Here is a 20114-nt window from a genome sequence, read left to right as displayed (position 1 = left end):
GCCTATCCCTATATAATTTTGAATTAAGAAAATGTCTCCACTCGGTATTGCTACCAGTCACTCAACTCATACCCTGACGACAGGGAAAGCGAAACTATGGCTGTTGCTGGTGGGAGTGAACCGATACCAAGATGAAAAATTACCTTCTTTGCGTTACTCGGCTGTTGACTGTCAAGGTTTAGCCGCAGCTTTAGCCGATGCTACTGGGAGGTTCCCCCAAAAAGCAGAGTGGGTACATCATGATTTTGCTTCCCAACTCCCCACACTTGCCACTATCAGGGAGAGTTTAAACCAAGTTATTCATCAGGCTCAACCAGAGGATACGATTTTATTCTACTTCTCCGGTCACGGAATGCTAGAGCCAAATTCCCAGCAGGCGATTTTGTGTTTAGCGGATACTCAAACCGATGACTTACTCAACACAGCTTTAAGTTTACATGAACTTTTGCAATGTTTGCAAAACAGTCAAGCACAAACGCAGTTAGTATGGCTAGATGCTTGTCATAGCGGTAATCTCACATTTAGGGGTGCTAAGAGTAACCACAATCAACCATCTCTACCCAATCCTACATCCCAGATGGTGGAATTATTACGCCAACGGGCGAAACAGAGTAAGGGATTTTATGCTTTACTTTCCTGTGATACTAATCAGCAGTCTTGGGAATTTCCCGAATTAGGACATGGGGTATTTACTTATTATTTGATGCGGGGGTTACGGGGTGAAGCCGCAGATGTGCAAGGTTTAATTGATGCTGATGGACTTTATCGTTATGTTTATCAGCAAACACGGCAATATATAGAACAAACTAACCAACAATTACGGCTAATTAATCAACAAAATCGTAGTCGCGGGGATGGTAAGGTTTATTCTGAATATCCATTGCAAACACCAAAGCGTATTGTTGAAGGTGTGGGGGAGGTAATTCTGGGAGTCAAACCTGCGTTAGTTGCGTCTTTTGACTCCCGCAAAGCTTTAATTGTGGAAGGGTTAACGACTAATCAAATAACTCTGGGTTTTAGTAAACTATTAGGTGGTGTGGGTGGCTTTGAAATTGAGTATTGGCCGTTAGCTCATACTAGTGAAGATTTACAAATTATAATTCAAAATTGCTTACAAAGTAACGAGGCAAAGGCAGAAACCCAAGGGGGACATTTGACTACAGTGCTGTTATATTTGCGGGGACGAATTGATGAGACTGTCAGTAGTGAACCTGTGTTAATGCTGGGGGAAAATACTAGCTTGAGTCGTTCTTGGTTACGACAACAACTGAGGCGATCGCAATACACCCAACAAATTATCATCTTAGATACTCCAGCAGCTAAACACAGTCACATATCCTTACAAGATTGGGTAGAAGACTTACAATTGGGATTCGAGCAAGGACAATGTATCATAGCCGCAGCCTCATCACCCGAAAATCCTCAACAATTCATTCAACTTCTACACTCTACCCTAGAAGCAGCCCAAGCACAATCAAGCTTATCAGCCGCCGCTTGGATTAATCAATTGCAACTATCCGCCCAATTACCGTTACATATATGGCTATCGGGGATACAAGGGGTTATCGAAATTATTCCCGCTAGTATAGCAACTAAGGGTAATGGGGCGATCGCAGTTGATTTAGGTATTTGTCCTTACCGGGGGTTACAAGCCTTTAAGGAAGAAGATAATCAATATTTTTACGGTAGAGAAAACCTCACCCAGCAACTCATAGCAGACTTAGCTATTAAATCATTTATCGCTGTAGTGGGTGCATCAGGAAGCGGTAAATCTTCACTTGTCCAGGCGGGTGTCATAGCCCAACTCCGCCGGGGTAAACAATTACCAGGGAGTCACAATTGGTGGATGAGAAGCTTTCGCCCAGGGCAAAATCCTTTAATTACCCTATCACATTGCCTAGTAGATAGTGGGACAGAGCGAGAAAAAGCTTATCAACAAATGCAAATAGAGGGGATGTTATACCAAGGGGCGCAAGGATTTGCCCATTGGTTACAACAGCGTAGCGAAACGATGGTATTGTTAGTTATAGACCAGTTTGAAGAATTATTTACCCTCGCCTCTAGTGAAGATAGACAGAAATTTCTCGACACTGTTTTGGGGGCGTTGGAGTTAGCAGCAGACAAGTTTAAATTAATTATTACCCTACGGGCAGATTTCATTGCCCCTGGTTTAGAAATACCTGTTTTGGCGAAGCTATTACAACAGTCAAGTGTTTTACTTCCGCCTTGCTTAACTCAAGCAGAATATCGGCGAATTATTACTCACCCCGCCGAACAAGTAGGGTTAACAGTAGAACCCGAATTAGTCGAGGTATTGTTGCAAGAGTTACACAACTCCCCTGGAGATTTACCACTACTGGAATTTGTGCTGGAACAGTTATGGGAACACCGCCGCAATGGGGTAATTACCTTACAAGCTTATCAGCAATACTTGGGCGGGATTAAAGGCGCATTGGAGAGAAAAGCCCAAGGTGTTTACGAAAGTTTAGATGTAGAAGCCCAAGAATGTACAAGGTGGATTTTTTTATCACTCACACAGTTAGGTGAAGGGACGGAAGATACTAGAAGACGGGTATTGAAATCAGAGTTAATTGTCAAAAAATATCCCGTGGCTTTGGTAGAAAGGACATTGCAAGCTTTGACTGCGGCGAAGTTGGTGGTGGTTGGGGACTGGGGACTGGGGACTGGGGACTGGGGGAAAGGGGAAAGGGTAAGGGGGAAAGGGGAAGAGTTTCTATCTCCCTCATCTCCCTCATCTCCCTCATCTCCCTCATCTCCCCCCACTCTCTCATCTCCCACCCTACGGGAAGCTAAAGCTACATCTCCCCCCACTCCCTCCATAACTATAGAAGTAGCCCACGAGGTGATAATTCGCCATTGGTCAACTTTACGCTGGTGGTTGGAGGAAAATCGCAGTAGACTGCGATCGCATCGGCAAATTGAACAAGCTGCGGCTTTATGGAAACAAAATAATCAGCAGCCTGACTTTTTGTTACAAGGTATCCGTCTAGCAGAAGCCCAGGAAATTTATATCAACTACACTGATGAATTATCCAGGGATGTGCAGAATTTTATTGAGGCTTGTCTAGAGGAAAGACGAAGTCAACAGCATCAGGAACAAAGCCGACTCAGACAAGCACAAAGGGCTGTAGCTATTATCAGTACCTTGGGTTTGGCGGCTTTTGGTTTAGCTGTGTTTGCTTACCAACAAACCCAAAAAGCCCAACTCAAGGAAATTCAAGCTTTAAATTCGCTCTCCGAAAACTATCTCCTCTCCCACCAGCAATTAGAAGCACTCACAACTATCGTCCAAGCTGGGAAGTCAGTCCAAAAAGTTCGCTGGGGAATACCCAAAAATACCCGCACTCAAACTGCAACTATCCTACAGCAAGCAGTCTACAACACCCAAGAACGCAACCGTTTACCCCACAATGCTTGGGTAAGTAGTGTCAGTTACTCACCCGATGGGGAAATTATCGCCTCTGGTAGCGCCGATAACACCATTCATCTTTGGCGCAGAGATGGTAAGTTACTTACTACCCTCACAGGTCATAATGATGGGGTGAATGCTGTGAGTTTTTCCCCTGATGGGGAAATCTTGGCTTCGGCTAGTGCAGATAGTACCATTAAACTCTGGCGACGCAATGGTCAACTAATTACTACCATCCCCAGACATGGTAAGGGTGTCAAGACTGTGAGTTTTTCTCCCAATGGGCAAATTATCGCCTCTGGTAATGATGACAGTACCATTAGTCTTTGGAGTCGCCAAGGTAAATTATTACTTACCCTCAAAGGACATAGCAAAGGTGTCAATAGTGTGAGTTTTTCCCCGGCAGGTGATGCGATCGCCTCCGCCAGTGATGACGGTACAATTAGGCTGTGGGGTTTAGATGGTCGCCTCATCTCCACCATCCCAGCCCATACAAATGAAGTCTTGACTGTCACTTTTAGCCCTGATGGAAATACAATTGCTTCAGCCAGTGCAGACAAGACTGTGAAACTCTGGAGTCGTAGCGGAACTTGGCTGCGAACTCTACCAGCACATAATGGTGCTGTTTGGCAAGTTATTTTTTCACCAGATGGTAAATTAATTGCTACCGCCAGCGCAGATAAAACTATTATCCTCTGGTCACGGGATGGTAATATTTTAGGAACCTATTACGGTCATAGCCATGAAGTTAACAGCTTGAGTTTTAGTCCTGATGGCAAAACATTAGCTTCGGGTAGTGATGATAATACTGTGAGATTATGGACTGTAGATACAACAGTACCAAAAACCTTTTATGGAAGTCAAGGTAGTGTAGGTTACGTGAAATTTAGTGATGATGGTCAGACTATCACCAGTCTGAGCGTTGACAACAAAATGAAAGTCTGGAGTTTGGACGGGGAATTACTAGAAAACTTATCTTCTCCTCTAGCTGATGTTACCAGCGTCAGCTTCGCACCCAATGGTAATATAGTCGCTTTAGGTAGTGGCGACAATACTATCCACCTTTACAAACGTCAAGCCCGTTTGTTACGTATCCTCCCAGGTCACAGCCATTGGGTGATGAGTATGAGTTTCAGTCCCGACAATCAAATCTTAGCTTCTGGTGGTACAGACAAAATCATTAAACTTTGGACTGTAGATGGTCGCTTACTGAAAACCCTCTCCGGTCATCATGGTTGGGTGACGGATGTGAAATTTAGTCCTGATGGCAAAAATATCGTCTCCGCCAGTGCTGATAAAACCGTGAAAATTTGGAGTTTAGACGGTAGCCTAATTAAGACTTTACAAGGACATAGTGCGAGTGTATGGAGTGTCAACTTCTCACCCGATGGGAAAATTTTAGCCTCAACTAGTCAAGATCAAACTATCAAACTCTGGAATTTAGATGGTGAATTAATCTCCACCTTGCGAGGACATAGTGATGTAGTTTACAGCTTAACGTTTTCACCTGATGGTAAAACCATTGCCTCAGCCAGCGATGACGGTACAATTAAGCTATGGAACGTAGCCAATGGCACATTATTAAAAACTCTCCAAGGACATCGCGGCGGCGTGAGGACTGTCAGTTTTAGTCCCGATGGTAAACTGTTAGCATCTGGTGGACACGATGGTACAGTCAAAGTTTGGAACCTGGAAGGGATAGAACTACAAACTCTAGATTTAGATAATTTGTTAAACCGCGCTTGCGATCGCCTACATAATTATTTCACAACCAACCCGAATATAACTAAACAAGAGTATCAGCTTTGTTTTGGTCAATAGTCAATAGTCAATAGTCAATAGTCAATAGTCAATAGTCCACTGATAACTGTCAACTGATAACTGTCAACTGATAACTGATAACTGTCAACTGTCAACTGTCAACTGTCCCTCACCTATGACAAACTCTGAGAAACTCAACTCATTCCGGGCTTTGGCGCTGCAAGTTACCTGTCATGCAGTTAATCAAGCGAGCGATCGCCAAGAAGCGGCGTTGATGATGCAAAATACAATTAGCCGCCTAGCACAACAAATTGCGGCGAGTATTGCTTTTATTGGGTTTGACTGTCGTTTAATTGTACTGCCAGAATATTTTCTCACAGGCTTTCCGATGGGGGAAGCTTTGCCAGTTTGGGCAGAAAAAGCTTGTTTAGAAATAAACGGTGCTGAATATGCAGCCTTGGGGAAAATAGCCCAGAAACATCAGATATTTTTAGCTGGTAACGCCTACGAACTTGACCCCCATTTTCCCGGTTTATACTTTCAAACCTGCTTTGTCATCGACCCTTCTGGCTCAGTGATTTTACGATATCGGCGGTTAAATTCATTATTCGCACCCACACCTGGGGATGTTTGGGATAAATACCTGGATATTTACGGCTTGGAAGGGGTTTTTCCTGTGGCGAAAACTGCCATTGGCAACTTAGCCGCCTTAGCATCAGAAGAAATTTTATACCCAGAAGTAGCGAGATGTTTGGCAATGCGGGGGGCAGAAATCTTTTTACATTCTACCTCAGAAATTTACAGCAGAAACCTCACCCCCAAAGATGCGGCAAAAATTACCCGCGCTGTCGAGAATATGGCATACGTAGTTTCTGCCAATACTGCTGGCATCGCTAATATTCCCATCCCTATTTCCTCTGCTGATGGTGGTTCAAAAATTATCGACCATCGGGGAATTGTCTTAGCCGAGACAACCACAGGCGAAAGTATGGCAGCATTTGCGGAAATAGACCTAGCAGCCTTAAGACGCGATCGCACCAGACCAGGGTTAAATAATATACTTTCTCGCCAGAGATTTGCACTCTACGCCCAAAGCTACAGCCAGGCACAATTTTACCCCACAAACACTATGCTGAATCAAGAAGTAGACCGCAAATACTTCATCCAAACACAACAGCAAACCATTGAACGCCTAACGCAGTTGGGCATTATTTGATGGGGAAAGGGGAAGGGGGAAAGGGGAAAGGGGAAAAGGAACAACTGATAACTGATAACTGATAACTGATAACTGATAAATGACCAAAAAAATAGAAGTTCGGAATCCACGGACGGGAAAATTTGATTATGTAATTATACCACCGCCGCCGAGGTTGTTGGCGCAGCAATGTAACCGGGCGCGGCGGGCGCAGTCTCGTTGGCAAGATTTGGGTGTGGAAGGGAGAATTGCCGCAATACAGCAATGGAAACAAGCTATATTATCTAGGCGTGAACAACTTACAGAGGCTTTGGTAAATGATACCGGCAGATTATCTATATCCATACTAGAAATTGACTCTTTTGTCAACAGTATCGATCGCTGGTGTGGTTTAGCGCCGGAGTTACTACAAGAAACTGCCAAAAATACTAGTATCCCTTTTATCTCCTTACAACAAACAACAGTTCCCTACACCCTAGTGGGGGTAATTAGTCCCTGGAATTTTCCCCTATTGTTATCAATGATAGATACAATTCCAGCATTGCTGGCGGGTTGTGCGGTGGTTGTCAAACCTAGTGAAATTGCCCCCCGGTTTGTCGCGCCGTTGTTGATAGCCTTGAATGAGGTTCCTGAGTTGCGCGATGTCCTCATCTTTGTCGAGGGAGGCGGGGAAACTGGGGCTAATTTGATTGATTATGTCGATTTGGTCTGTTTTACAGGTAGTGTAGCTACGGGACGAGAAGTAGCCCAAGCAGCAGCTAGACGGTTTATCCCCGCTTATTTAGAATTAGGAGGGAAAGATCCGGCGATCGTTCTAGAATCAGCTAATATAGAATTAGCCACCTCAGCTATTTTATGGGGTGCAGTCGTCAATACTGGACAATCTTGTTTGTCTATTGAACGCATTTATGTTGCGGAATCAATATTTGAAGACTTTTACCATAAATTAGTCGCAAAAGCTCACCGTCTGCAACTAGCTCATCCTACCGTAGAAAGTGGCGAAATCGGCCCTATCATTGCCGAAAGACAAGCAGGTATTATTAACGATCATCTTTTAGAAGCAGTGGAAAAAGGAGCTGTAATTCATTGCGGCGGTAAAGTAGAAGATTTAGGTGGGGGTTGGTGGTGTCGTCCCACAGTGTTAACTAATGTTAACCATTCAATGAAAGTCATGACTGAAGAGACTTTCGGCCCCATTATGCCAGTCATGTCCTTTGCTACGGTTGAGGAAGCAATATATTTAGCTAATAACTCGATATATGGGTTGAGTGCGGCGGTGTTCGCTGGTACAGCAGCAGAAGCCCTAGCCATTGCCCGACAATTAAAGGCGGGTGCTATTAGTATTAATGATGCCGCTTTGACTGCCTTGATGCACGAGGGCGAGAAAAACGCCTTCAATTTCTCTGGAATGGGTGCTTCCCGCATGGGTGCAGCCGCATTAAAACGGTTCACCCGCAAACAGGCCTTTTTGATTAAAACCAACTCAACTAGTGACCCTTGGTGGTTTGAGTAGGGGAGGGGGGAGATGGGGGAGATGAGGGAGATGGGGGAGATGGGGGAGACTGACAGGTGTAGGTTTTTTATTGGTGTTCCAAAAACCTTGGTTTGGGGTGTAGGGGTGTAGGGGTGTAGGGGTGTAGGGGTGGATGAAACAATGATTTTCTCGTTAGTTTTATAGTCCTTACTCAGAATATGCTGATTGGATACTGTACACAATTAGAAAATCCATTAATTTATCTGCGTGCATCTGCGTGCATCTGCGTTCAATTATTCTATACAGTTTTATATTAAATTTGTATAAAAACATATAAGATAATAATTTGATTAATTACGAATTATGCTGTTGTTGTATTCTGAAACTGTTAATTAATTTGTATTATTCTATGTCTTCCAGCCAAAAACTACGGCAGTTACTTGCAAAACCAGAAATTATTGTCATTCCCGGTGTTTATGATTGCTTAAGTGCCAAATTAGCGGAAAATATAGGTTTTGATGTAGTGGCTACCAGTGGTTTTGGTATCGCTGCATCCACATTAGGTATGCCAGATTACGGCTTGCTCACAGCAACAGAAATGTTATATAGTGTAGGGCGGATTGCACAGTCTGTGACGGTTCCCTTAATTGCCGATTTAGATACTGGTTATGGCAATGCGTTAAATGTGACGCGGACTATCAAGGATGCTGTACAGTTGGGTGTGGCGGGTGTGTTGCTGGAAGACCAAGAATGGCCGAAAAAGTGCGGTCATTTTGAAGGGAAACGAGTCATACCCAAAGCGGAACATAGTCTGAAAATTCGCGCCGCCGTGGAAGCGCGGGGTGAGAGTGGTTTAGTTATTATCGCCCGTACCGATGCCCGTGGCCCATTGGGTTTAGAAGAAGCGATCGCCCGTGGTCATGCTTACATCAAGGCAGGGGCAGATATACTATTTGTGGAAGCACCCCAATCTGTGGCAGAATTAGAAGCGATCGCCGCAGCTTTCCCTCACACACCCCTAGTAGCCAATATCGTAGAAGGTGGCAAAACTCCGCAAATTTCCGCCGCCGAATTACAAAATTTAGGCTTTAAAATCGTCTTTTTCCCCCTCACTGGTTTATTAGCTGTTACCCAAACTCTCACCACTTGTTTAACTCATATTAAACAACAGGGAACTACAGCTAATTTCACAGATATAGTTAACTTTCAAGATTTTCAAACCCTTGTCGGCGTTCCCCAATTTCTGCAAATGGAACAGAAGTTTCTGGAAAAGTAGTAATGCTATGGGAGAATTCCAGATAAAAAAATATCCAAAATGTAGGGTGCGTCAGTACAAAAAATCTTAGCTACACCAATAAAATCTTCATACTGACGCACCCTACTAACTAAATAAATCATGTAGAGACTGATATACAAGGCTCTACCGTAAAGAATAAAGCGCATCTTTATTAAAAATCTGACTTTTCACGGGATCTGGAAGACCTCTCTCCAAACCTCTCTCCTACAAGTCCAGAGGCTTTGATTTCTCCCCCTTCCCTACAAGGGAAGGGGGCTGGGGGGTTAGGTCTGACGGAGAGCTTTTCCACATAACGTGAAAAGTCAGATTAAAAATCAGTATTATGACGCTTTAGTTTTAATATTCATCTTTTCTTTGCGCCATTTGTCCACACTTTTTTTAACTGCTTCTATTTCTGCAAAATTTACTTGCACAGTTGCAGAGGTAAATTCAACACCCAGAGCAGTGCTGACTTCGAGTATTTCTACAAAACTAGCACATTGATAATCCGTCTCCTCATACTCTCTGACTCGTTGTTCATCAACTCCTAATATATCAGCAAGTTCTTCTCCAGAAAAAAGTGGTGGGCAATGCCCACCCTACAAAATAATTAGTTACAGCAAGTTGCAGTTAAATGAGGTACAGATATAAATGGTAAAACTCTTGTGGGGTGGGCATCTTGCCCGCCCTTTTGTACCTCAATCAGATGAAATGTGCTGTATATTTGGGATTCTACAACCTTCGTCTAACCAATATTTACCTTCACCACTTTATTTCTTTCTGACTCTGCTTTAGGCAAAGTTAGACGAAGGATACCATTTTTGTACTCAGCTTTTACCTTATCGTTTTGAATCAGAGTAGGTAGAGGAATTACTCGTTGAAACTTACCATATCTAAACTCAGAACGAGTGATACCGTTTTCTTCAGTCTTGGTTTCAGACTTACGTTCACCGCTAATGGAAATAGACTCAGGACTAGCTTCGACGTGAATATCATTTGCTTCTAAACCAGGGATTTCTAGCCGCAAATGAACAGCATCTTCAGATTCTTCGACTTCAGCCGCAGGTACAAATGTAAATCCCATTTTTTCACCGCCATCTGTTGGCATTAATCTATCAAATAGGCGGTTCATTTGCCGTTGCAAGGTATCAATTTCGCGGAATGGTTCTAAGCGTTCAATTTCCCGGAATGGTTCCCAGCGCATGATTGCCATAATATCACCTCAAAAATGCAATATATGATTATCAGAAGCCATTTAAGCTTTTATGATGACGAAAAGTTATGGTTAGGAATTAATCTTGAGTTTTAAAAGCTTAATCTCTAGCTTCTTTACTTAAAGAGTAGAACAAGACAAAAACCCTGTAGGTTCGGTTCTATGAACATAGGCGATCGCAATTACCGTACTCCCAGATAATTATCCCTGAATCTATCTTTTAGCTGATGACGGTTTCCGATTACAATATGTGTATAAACTGATAAATAACACTGTGCCAAATAAATACTTTAAAGGGTCAGGAATCCGGGGATTAGGGGAGATAAATCCCTCAATAATCCCGGCAATAACTAACAATGGCACAATCCCAAACAGCAACTGCACTGCTTGAGAACCGTAAAATTTTAAGGCATCTCCTCGACGATATGCACCCGGAAATAAAATTGCTCTGGCTAATAACAACCCAGCCCCACCAGCGAAAAAGATAGCGGGTAATTCTAAAGCACCGTGGGGAAAGACGAATGCCCAAAAGGGATAAGCTAGGTTATTCTGTCCTACCAAAGTGGCGATCGCGCCGATGAGTAACCCATTCAATACCATGATATAAACTGTGAATGCCCCGGCTGTAATCCCCCCAGCAACCGCCCCAAAAGACACCTTGAGGTTGTTAATCATAATCCCACTAGATGCCAAAGGTTCAATCCCCACTATTGACCCCATCCACAATTTATGCTCATCTCGCACCTGAGAAATTAAACGTTGTGGTACGATTAACGACATGAATGTTGGGTCTTGCCAAGCATACCACCAAGCAACTATTAACCCTAGAACAAACAAGGCGGTAGCTATAGCAGTATAGGCAAATGTTTGCCGAATTACCCTTGGCAGTTCCCATCGGTAAAATTCAACTACCGCTTGCCATTCCTGCCTTCTGGAACCTTGGTAAATCTGTGTATAAGCACGAGTTGTCAAAGATTGGAGATTTTGTATCAAAATATTACCGACTTGCTGCGTCTGGGCGCGGGCTAAATCTGCGGCTACCGAACGATATAAACTAGCTAACTCTCTAATTTGGGCGGCGTTGAGAGACTTTAGTCCCTTTGTTTCCACCTGTCGTAGCAAAGCATCTAAACGCTGCCAATTTGACTCTCGCCTTGCAACCCAACGTTGAATATTCATAAATTTTGGGAATATTAAAAGTGAACGTACTCTAAGATAGCCTCAAAATCACCCCCGTAATTTCAAGGAAATGTTGCATCTATGGCAAGAAACTTTGGTTCTCCCAATCCTACACAACCACTGAGTGTAGGAAATGTTGTTAGTGCGGGAGTCCGTCTTTACCGTTCTCGGTTAAAACCTTATTTCTTACTGGCTTTAGTAGCATCTTTATGGTCATTCTTACCAATCTTGTTTTTCATACCTGCGGCAATAGTAGTTGTCTGGAACATTCGCTTCAATGCTAATTCCCCTCTGGTATGGCTGATTTTAGTAGTAATTGGCATAATAATTACTTTGTATGCTTTAGGCAAATATTTAGTCAATTCGGCAATTATTTCCAGATTAGCCTTTGGCGAATTAGTGGATCAACTAGAAACGGTTCAAGCTGCTCGCGCTCAAGTCAGTCCTCGGTTATGGACATTTGTACTGACTTCACTTTTATTATTTGTAATTTTCTTCATTATTTTCTTCAATTTGTTTCTATTCTGGGGAATATTCTCCGCTTTTATCCTAGCTTCCCAGGGAGTAGAAACGGTAAATCCAGTTAGGTTAATAATAAGTATCCTTATGTTACTTTTGCTCTCAACTGTTGTTTTATGGTTTATGGCTAAGTTTTTTATAGCTGATGTTCTCATAGCAATTGAAGATAACCTTGATCCAGTGACAACAGTTAGCCGTAGTTGGGAACTAAGTCAAAATAATACTTGGCGTATTGTTTTGATAATATTTGTAGCTGGTTTAATTACAATACCTATACAACTGATCATACAGTTATTAGTTCAAAACACAAGCCAAGCAATCTATGCACGAACATTGCCAGATGTAGTCAATGGTTCAATAAGTGCGATTTCTACTGTTGTTATAGTGTATTTGATGACACTTGTAATAGCATTATTAGTGAGTGCAGTATTTATCCCCTTCTGGCAAAGTATCAAAGCTGTAATTTATTACGACTTGCGTAGTCGCCGTGAGGGGTTAGGCTTGAAGTTACGCGACAACGAAATTTAGTCATTAGTCATTTTACCTACCCTAGTCCCCATTACCCAGTCCCCAGTCCCTAATTTTATGCACTTATTTAACCGAGTCAAATACCGCACCCCAGAAAGTGTAGAATTGGAATTTACCCTCGCTGGCATCGGTAATCGTGCCTTGGCTCTAGTAATTGATTATCTGATTTTAGCGGTGGCTTGGGTGGTGTTTTTGCTCACCTGGGCTGTGATTTCTGCACAGTTGGTAGACTGGTGGACAGAAAATTTTGGTTCGGCGACGGCTGTTTGGCTAGTGGCGATCGCATTTATTGTTAGCTTTGTCATGTACACTGGCTACTTTGTCTTTTTTGAGACTCTATGGCAAGGACAAACCCCAGGTAAAAGCTTTATTAAAATCCGCGTAGTTCGAGATGATGGCAGACCAATTGGAATGCAGCAAGCTACTCTCCGTGCTTTATTGCGACCTTTCGATGAATTTTTGTTTATCGGCTTTTTTTTAATTATGATTAGTCGTCAAGAAAAGCGTTTAGGTGATTTCGTCGCCGGTACAATTGTAATTCAAGCCGAAACCCCAGTCTCATCAACTTTAAATATTTCTGAAGCTGCCAAGTCACTGCATCAAGAGTTACTACAAATTACTGATTTATCAGTATTATTACCCGATGATTTTGCTATAATTCGTGAGTATTTACAGCGACGCAGCGCCATTTCCGCCAAAGCCAGAAGCACCCTATCGCTCAAATTAGCCGAACAAGTTCAAGAAATTCTACACTTAGAAAAATTACCAACCACTAGCGCTGATGTCTTTTTAGAAGCTGTTTACCTTGCTTATCAACAAAGTGGGGAGTAGATGTGTGAGTTATCAGTTATCAGGTGATGTTAACTGATAACTGATAACTGATAACTGATTAACCAGCTTTCAAATTCACACCGTTGATTTGTTCCAGCAGTGCCATAACATCGCTACGGCTGAGTTTTTCTTTGCCGTTGGCGATCGCGTCGATAGTGCCATGTGCTAATGTCAAAGGAATTTGACAAAAGTTGAGTGCAGGGCCATCGGGTAACGCTTGGGTATAGGCATCTGCTAGGGCAAGATTACGCAAAGCATACTCCTGCATATTGGCTGTATTCCAACCTTCAGGAAAGAAGCTGACTCCACGTCCCAAATCTTCAACATGGTTACGCAGGATATTCACTGCTTGTAAACCTCTGCCAAACCCAATTGCTAAAGTCCGGTTGGTTTGTGTGCCATCGTACCAAGTCCATAAATCTGAAAGTAGTAAACCGACTGCACCAGCCACCCCAAAAGTATAACGGTCTAAGTCAGATTCTGTCTGCACTTGCCAGTTATTAACTGCCCAATAAGCCATCCGGTCTGACATGGCCGCAGTCGCATCCCAAATTCGCGGCGCAATTGTTTCTGGCGCTAGCAGTGACCATTCTCGAATCCTCAGAGTAACTTCTTCTAAGGTATTCTCGTAACCGCTAAAGCCAGCTGTGAAGGCATCAACAGGAAAACCATCAACCCCAGCTTGTAGCGTCAAGCTAATCGCCCGTAGCAGTTTTGCTTTAGTAGGATTATCAAGGTTAGGATGGTCTTCAATTTCGTCTATGGCACGCATACACAAGTATGCTGATGCGACTGCCTCTTGTAATCCTGGGGGTAAAATACTAATGGGAATATAAAATGTTCGACTAGTTTCTTTGAGGATTTGCAAGGCATCGCTACGTAAATCCATGTTTTCACTCCTCTGTTGATTTTTACACCACATCCCACTACCAGTTTTTTTGATGATACTGGATATTGTTTTGACTAAACCTTAAAAACTGGAAATTCGCTAATACTGCTCTTAAATTTTAAGAATTTTTTGTATCAAACTTAACAAAGTTTTCAATTTATTAAAATTGTATATATTTTATCTCATCTGTGCTGTAGGTATTTGCGTTGTTGTTGATATTGCATCCTAATTTGTTGGTGTAAAAATAAACAATTATGTTAAACTATTGCCCATCTAAACTTATACATCCTTTCTTGTTAGCTGTTGACTGTTAAACCTCAGCACTGAACTAACCTTGATGAGTAAGTGAGTAATTTAAGAGCGTAATACCTTATCATAACCTCCTGTACTATACCAGAATCACCTGATAGTTCATAGTAAATTCCGAAGTATAAATTATTAAGATTTTATAGAACAATTATCAAAAAGGTGAAAATTTTATTTTGATACAAGCAATTTCTACAAGAAAATTCTTTAGCAGCAATAACCGAGGTAACTGAAAAATATGGGGTTAAATTATTTTAATTAAGGTTTTGATTAGTGGGAATTTTTCAAGGAAAGCGCAAGATTGGTAAAGAGAAGGCGCAAGCTGCAAAGTGAAAATTTTTTACACAATTATTGCCAACGCTACATATATGACCTAAAAGAGGGCATTATTATTTATATTGCTGTGTATTGGCATTTTGTCTGGATAGGCAGAGCAAGAGCTAATGAAAATAGTATTCAGCGACAGCTATAGGGGTACGATCGCACGCCGCTTACTAGTAGCTGCGATCGCCTTACCTCTGTTACTCGGTTGGTTAATACCACAAGCTCAAAGAGTGGCAATATATGACCCAGCTTTGACAATAACAGCATTTGTACTCGTCTTAATTGTCATTTTTGTGATCATCTGGCAAAATGCAGTAGTCATTGAACTCCTCAGCCAACAACGCGATCGCGCTCAGGAAAAATTGCGAGCCTATGAAGAAAAATTGACAACCCTCATCGATGCCAACATTATTGGCATTATGTTTGCCGATGTTTACGGGGGTATCCAACAAGCAAACGACGCATTTTTGGCGATGGTGGGTTATTCTCAAGCGGACTTACTCGCAGGGAAACTCAGATGGAATGACCTCACACCGCCAGAGTATCTCTACTTAGATGAACAAAGTATTGCCGAAGCTCAAGCAAATCCCCAAGGAGCTTGTACACCCTACCAAAAAGAATACATCCGCCAAGATGGGACTCGCATCCCGGTATTAGTCGGTTTTGTATTGTTGGGAGAAAGACGTGAAGAAGCCGTTGCCTTTGTCCTAGACTTAAGCGAACGCCAACAAGCACAAGAGAAAATCCTCCAACTTAATAAAGATTTACAGCGTCGTGTTGTAGAGTTGCAAACCCTATTAGAAGTCATCCCCATTGGTATCGGCATAGCAGAAGACCCAGAGTGCAGAAGTATTAAAGTTAACCCGGCTTTTGCTAAACAATTGCAGATTTCCCCAGATGCGAATGCTTCCCTCAGCGCTCCCCAAGGAGAAAGACCAACATTTAAAGTCTTGCGTGATGGTCGAGAATTGTTACCAGCAGAATTGCCCATGCAGTATTCGGCGGCTCACGGCGTGGAAATTTTAGATTGTGAAGTGGATATAGTTTATGAAAATGGGCAAGCGATCAAGTTGTTGGAGTATATCAGCCCACTGTTTGATGAAGAAGGCAAAACCAGAGGATGTATTGGTGCATTTGTAGATATTACAGAACGCAAACAGGCAGAGGAACTACTGCGAAACCAGCAAAAATGGTTAGAAGATGTCTTAAATCTTATGCCCAGACCACTGTTGTTTATTGAACCAGAAACAGCAAAAGTCACCTTTGCTAATCGCGCCGCCGATGAATTAGCAGGAGGCAAATTTCCCAGGGGTGTATCAGCCGAAGATTATCACAGTGTTTATTATTTCACAGACGCAGACGGCAACCGCATTCCCAACGACCAGATGCCGGGCGTGCGGGTGGCTAGGGGAGAACGCCTACAAGGATTGGAAGTAGACTGGCATACTCAAGATCAAGTATTATCCTTACTCATCTTTGCCGATACCTTACCAGCCATGCACGGCTATCCGGCTACCTGTGTATTAGTTTTTCAAGATTTGACTCAAATCAAGCAGGCAGAAAAAGCCTTGTCTTTGGGTTATGAAAGACTAAAACTACTATTTAGTACAGCTAATGATTTGTTGTCCAGTCAAGAACCAATAGCCCTAATTGAAAGTTGCTTTGAGAAACTTTCCTTGCAAATTGGGCTGGATGTTTATTTCAATTATCTAATAGAAGACAATTCCCAGGTATTGCGTTTAGCTTCCTATGCAGGTATTTCCAGAGAACTAGCACAACAAATCAAGTTGTTAGGCTTTGGGCAAGCTGTGTGTGGTCAAGCTGCCCAAAATCGTTGTCCCATTGCTGTAGAGAATGTGCAACAATCAACCGATCCCAGCACAGAAATAATTCGCTCTGTGGGGATTAATGCTTATTACGCTTACCCCTTAATTGCTCAAGGTAGACTATTGGGGACACTTTCCTTTGGCAGTCGCAGCCGTACCAATTTCACCGAAAATCAAAAGGGCATGATGCAGGCGGTTTGCGACCAAATTGCGATCGCTATGGAACGGGTAGAACTAATTAATTCCCTGCAACGGCAAACCGAGCAATTAACACAAGCCAATCGCATGAAAGACGAGTTTTTGGCTATTTTATCCCATGAATTGCGATCGCCCCTCAACGCCATCCTGGGCTGGGCGCAGTTGCTGCAATCCCGCAAGCTGAATGAGGCGCAAATAGCCAAAGGCTTAGAGACAATCGAACGCAACGCCAAAACCCAAACCAAACTCATCGAAGATTTACTAGATATTTCCCGGATGATTAGAGGCAAGTTGCGTCTTAATGTCTGCACTTGCAACCTGATTCCTATTATTGAAACAGCCATTGAAAATATTAGCCTAGCCGCCCAAGCTAAAGACATTGAATTGACATTTTCCTTAGAAAATCCCCTGACAGAAAACTCACCTTTACAAATTTCCGGCGACCCAGAACGCTTACAGCAAATTATTTGGAATTTACTCACCAATGCCATTAAATTTACACCCGACCGTGGCAAAGTAGAAGTTAGGCTCACTAAAAATCTGAATCACGAAGAAAACCAATCAATCGCCAATAGCTACGCCCAAATCCAAGTTATTGATACAGGTATTGGTATTAATCCGAGCTTTTTGCCTTACGTATTTGACCGCTTTCGCCAAGCTGATAGTTCCAGCACCAGATCCCACGGCGGTTTGGGTTTAGGTCTAGCAATTGTGCGTCATTTAGTAGAGTTACATGGGGGTACTGTCCATGTACATAGTCAAGGTGAAGGACAAGGTGCAACTTTTACCGTCAAATTACCAATCTTATGGGGAAATAAAGCAGTTACAATCGAGCCAACCAGTCAACAAGCTGAAAATCCTACCTTATTGCCCGCTTGTCCTTCATTAGCGGGGGTGCGGGTACTGGTGGTAGATGATGAGTCTGATTCTCGTGATTTCATCGCCACAGTGTTAAAACAATGCCAAGCCGAAGTCAAAGCAGTAGCAACAGTACGAGCAGCATTACAAATAATTCCCCAGTGGAAACCAGATGTTTTGGTAAGTGATATAGGTATGCCCCAAGAAGATGGCTACTCTTTAATTCGCCAACTGCGCTCCTTACCTCCAGAACAAGGGGGAAATATTCCCGCCGCCGCCTTAACAGCTTATGCTAGAGCCGAGGATAGAACCAGAGCCATTCAAGCAGGATTCCAGCTACATTTACCTAAACCTATCGAACCCGCAGAATTGGCTACAGTCGTCGCTAGCTTGATTAAACGTAGTTGATGAGAGATGAGAGGCTAGGGATTGGGCAAGCTTCTCCTTTAATAATTGCATTCATGGAACAGAACACCTAAGCTTGATTTAAAATAAATCCACGCATAGCATTTTTGCAGGCGATCGCTCAATGTCTCTACCCCAAATCAGTGAATTTACAGTTCGTCGTTACGCTAACGCTAAATCTTTCCAACGCGGAGAGGCTTATTTTGAAGCGGGTGCTGTAACTACAATTACTCAACGTGGTCAGCAGATACAGGCAGAGGTTGAGGGTAATGAACGCTTACCTTATCGGGTGACTGTAAATTTTGATGACAAAGGTATAACTACGGCTAAGTGTACTTGTGCTTACAATTTAGATGGTTGGTGTAAGCATATTGTCGCCACAATACTTGTGACCACAAGACAGCCAGAAATTATTGAACAGCGTCCTACCCTGGAAAAGTTACTAGATCGCTTGGATTATGTCCAGACTCAAAGGCTGATACAGGAATTAGTAGCAGAACAACCCCAACTAATTGATGTCATTGATCAGCACGTTAGCTGGATGACTAATCCTATACCCAAACCGATATCTACAAAACCTGGACGGCAAGTTAGTGTAGATTTAGCAGCAATTCGCGGACAAGTCAAGCAGATTTTGCGAGATGCAGTGCGCTATTTTGAGGAAGGATACGAGGAAGACCCCATAACAGAAGATTTGTTTAGTTTGGTGCAAACTGCCGTAGAATTTTCTCAACAAGGCCAGAGTGATAATGCGATCGCCTCTCTGGAAGCCATTACCTCTACCTGTGTGCAAAATTGGGATGAGGTATTAGAATATGGTGCTGACAATGATGAAATTGCCTGGGAATTAAATCTAGCTTGGTGTGAAGTCATCCTTTGTGCGGAACTCACAGCAGAAGAAAAGGTTGACATCCAAGTTAGTTTAGAAGTTTGGCAAGATGAATGGAATGCTGACTTCAGCATGACCTTAGATGCTTTGCGTCAAGGCTGGGACTATCCGCCATTGTTGCGAGTCCTCCAAGGGAATATCAGCGAAATGGGTGTATGGGGACAAGAAATACCCAACTACGCCGATGATTTAGCATTAATTCGCCTAAAAATCCTCGAACGTCAACAACGTTACCAAGAATATCTGTATTTAGCCCAAGCCGAAGGACAAACCCAAGAATATTTAACCATGTTGGGGCGCTTAGGCAGGGTAGAGGAAGCCTTAGCCGCAGCACAAACCCAAATGAAATCGATTGAAGATGCTTTTGCTCTAGCCAAAACCCTAGCTGAACAAGGTTCATTAGCAGAAGCATTAGATATAGCCCAAACTGGATTTAGTTTACCTGGAAGTTGTCAGTATGAATTAGGCATTTGGACAAGCGATTTAGCCGAGGCGTTAGGACATCCTCAAGCCGCTTTACCCGCACTCATGGCCGCTTTTCAAGTCAAACCCTGCTTCGTCGATTACCAAAGGATAGCAGAACTAGCGGGGGAAAAGTGGGAAGGTATCAAAACAGAGTTGTTAAGAATTATCCGCACCTCTAGGAGTTGGGGAGTAGAGTCAGCCAAAGTGGATATATTTTTATATGAAGGACTAATTGAAGATGCTATTTCCACCGTTACCGAACTCAGTTCTTATAATTCAGCCCTAATTCACAGAGTCATGGAAGCGGCTGTATCTCATAACCCAGACTGGGTAATAGCTAACGCCCGTCGCCGTGCTGAAAGAATCATGGATGAGGGCAAGGCAGAATATTATGATGATGCCATAAAGTGGCTGAAAAAAGTACGTGCTGCTTACATCAAATCGGGTAGACAAGCAGATTGGTTAAAATATCGAGAAAAGTTAATAGAAGTCCACGCCCGTAAACGCAAATTAATGACAATGTTCAAAGAACAGGGGTTGGAGTGATA

10 protein-coding genes and 1 pseudogene are annotated in these 20114 nt (G+C 42.8%); 8 read left to right on the top strand and 3 right to left on the bottom strand.

The window, feature by feature from the left end; genetic code table 11:
• The first annotated feature begins 31 nt into the window (after positions 1–31).
• From H6G83_RS16600 to H6G83_RS16585, 4 genes are all read left to right on the top strand, one after another.
• Positions 32–5251: an nSTAND1 domain-containing NTPase gene (locus H6G83_RS16600; RefSeq protein ID WP_190474243.1), complete on the top strand. Its 5220-nt coding sequence runs from the start codon at positions 32–34 to the stop codon at positions 5249–5251.
• 115 nt (positions 5252–5366) lie between these two features.
• On the top strand, positions 5367–6407 hold the full coding sequence (locus tag H6G83_RS16595) for a nitrilase-related carbon-nitrogen hydrolase (RefSeq protein ID WP_190474241.1): 1041 nt from the start codon (positions 5367–5369) through the stop codon (positions 6405–6407).
• Positions 6408–6486: 79 nt separating this feature from the next.
• Positions 6487–7899 carry an aldehyde dehydrogenase family protein gene (locus tag H6G83_RS16590; protein ID WP_190474238.1) on the top strand — a complete coding sequence of 471 codons (1413 nt, stop codon included), beginning with the start codon at positions 6487–6489 and terminating at the stop codon, positions 7897–7899.
• Positions 7900–8269: 370 nt separating this feature from the next.
• Positions 8270–9136: an isocitrate lyase/PEP mutase family protein gene (locus H6G83_RS16585; RefSeq protein ID WP_190474236.1), complete on the top strand. Its 867-nt coding sequence runs from the start codon at positions 8270–8272 to the stop codon at positions 9134–9136.
• 745 nt (positions 9137–9881) lie between these two features.
• On the opposite strand, the gene H6G83_RS16580 is transcribed toward H6G83_RS16585, so the two are convergent.
• Positions 9882–10349 carry an Hsp20/alpha crystallin family protein gene (locus H6G83_RS16580; RefSeq protein WP_190474234.1) on the bottom strand — a complete coding sequence of 156 codons (468 nt, stop codon included), beginning with the start codon at positions 10347–10349 and terminating at the stop codon, positions 9882–9884.
• A gap of 213 nt (positions 10350–10562) precedes the next feature.
• The gene (locus H6G83_RS16575) at positions 10563–11528 is read right to left on the bottom strand and encodes a stage II sporulation protein M (protein ID WP_190474232.1); all 966 of its coding nucleotides are present in this window, start codon (positions 11526–11528) and stop codon (positions 10563–10565) included.
• An 81-nt stretch (positions 11529–11609) separates the two neighbouring features.
• Between H6G83_RS16575 and H6G83_RS35380 the strand changes: the two genes are divergently transcribed.
• Positions 11610–12575, top strand: coding sequence for a DUF975 domain-containing protein (locus tag H6G83_RS35380; protein WP_242044635.1), 966 nt, complete (start codon positions 11610–11612; stop codon positions 12573–12575).
• A 57-nt stretch (positions 12576–12632) separates the two neighbouring features.
• The gene (locus H6G83_RS16565; RefSeq protein ID WP_190474230.1) at positions 12633–13406 is read left to right on the top strand and encodes an RDD family protein; all 774 of its coding nucleotides are present in this window, start codon (positions 12633–12635) and stop codon (positions 13404–13406) included.
• 58 nt (positions 13407–13464) lie between these two features.
• On the opposite strand, the gene H6G83_RS16560 is transcribed toward H6G83_RS16565, so the two are convergent.
• Entirely contained in the window at positions 13465–14295 is an 831-nt protein-coding gene (locus H6G83_RS16560) for a squalene/phytoene synthase family protein (RefSeq protein ID WP_190474229.1), read from the bottom strand.
• 632 nt (positions 14296–14927) lie between these two features.
• Between H6G83_RS16560 and H6G83_RS16555 the strand changes: the two are divergent.
• Positions 14928–18215: pseudogene (locus H6G83_RS16555) on the top strand (ATP-binding protein); the annotation flags it as partial.
• Positions 18216–18336: 121 nt separating this feature from the next.
• A complete protein-coding gene (locus H6G83_RS16550; RefSeq protein WP_190474227.1) occupies positions 18337–20112 on the top strand; it encodes an SWIM zinc finger family protein in 1776 nt (591 codons plus the stop codon).
• Positions 20113–20114 lie beyond the last annotated feature (2 nt).

It is taken from the genome of Anabaena azotica FACHB-119, from assembly GCF_014697625.1.
GTDB lineage: Bacteria > Cyanobacteriota > Cyanobacteriia > Cyanobacteriales > Nostocaceae > Trichormus > Trichormus azoticus_A.
This window is presented reverse-complemented; position numbering and strand designations above follow the sequence as displayed.

Excerpts from the sequence above, each read along its gene's own strand:
- H6G83_RS16600 (WP_190474243.1), top strand. The coding sequence starts at position 32 with ATGTCTCCACTCGGTATTGCTACCAGTCACTCAACTCATACCCTGACG.
- H6G83_RS16580 (WP_190474234.1), bottom strand. The coding sequence starts at position 10,349 with ATGGCAATCATGCGCTGGGAACCATTCCGGGAAATTGAACGCTTAGAA.
- H6G83_RS16560 (WP_190474229.1), bottom strand. The coding sequence starts at position 14,295 with ATGGATTTACGTAGCGATGCCTTGCAAATCCTCAAAGAAACTAGTCGA.
- H6G83_RS16550 (WP_190474227.1), top strand. The coding sequence starts at position 18,337 with ATGTCTCTACCCCAAATCAGTGAATTTACAGTTCGTCGTTACGCTAAC.
- H6G83_RS16585 (WP_190474236.1), top strand. The coding sequence starts at position 8,270 with ATGTCTTCCAGCCAAAAACTACGGCAGTTACTTGCAAAACCAGAAATT.
- H6G83_RS16590 (WP_190474238.1), top strand. The coding sequence starts at position 6,487 with ATGACCAAAAAAATAGAAGTTCGGAATCCACGGACGGGAAAATTTGAT.
- H6G83_RS16565 (WP_190474230.1), top strand. The coding sequence starts at position 12,633 with ATGCACTTATTTAACCGAGTCAAATACCGCACCCCAGAAAGTGTAGAA.
- H6G83_RS16595 (WP_190474241.1), top strand. The coding sequence starts at position 5,367 with ATGACAAACTCTGAGAAACTCAACTCATTCCGGGCTTTGGCGCTGCAA.
- H6G83_RS16575 (WP_190474232.1), bottom strand. The coding sequence starts at position 11,528 with ATGAATATTCAACGTTGGGTTGCAAGGCGAGAGTCAAATTGGCAGCGT.
- H6G83_RS35380 (WP_242044635.1), top strand. The coding sequence starts at position 11,610 with ATGGCAAGAAACTTTGGTTCTCCCAATCCTACACAACCACTGAGTGTA.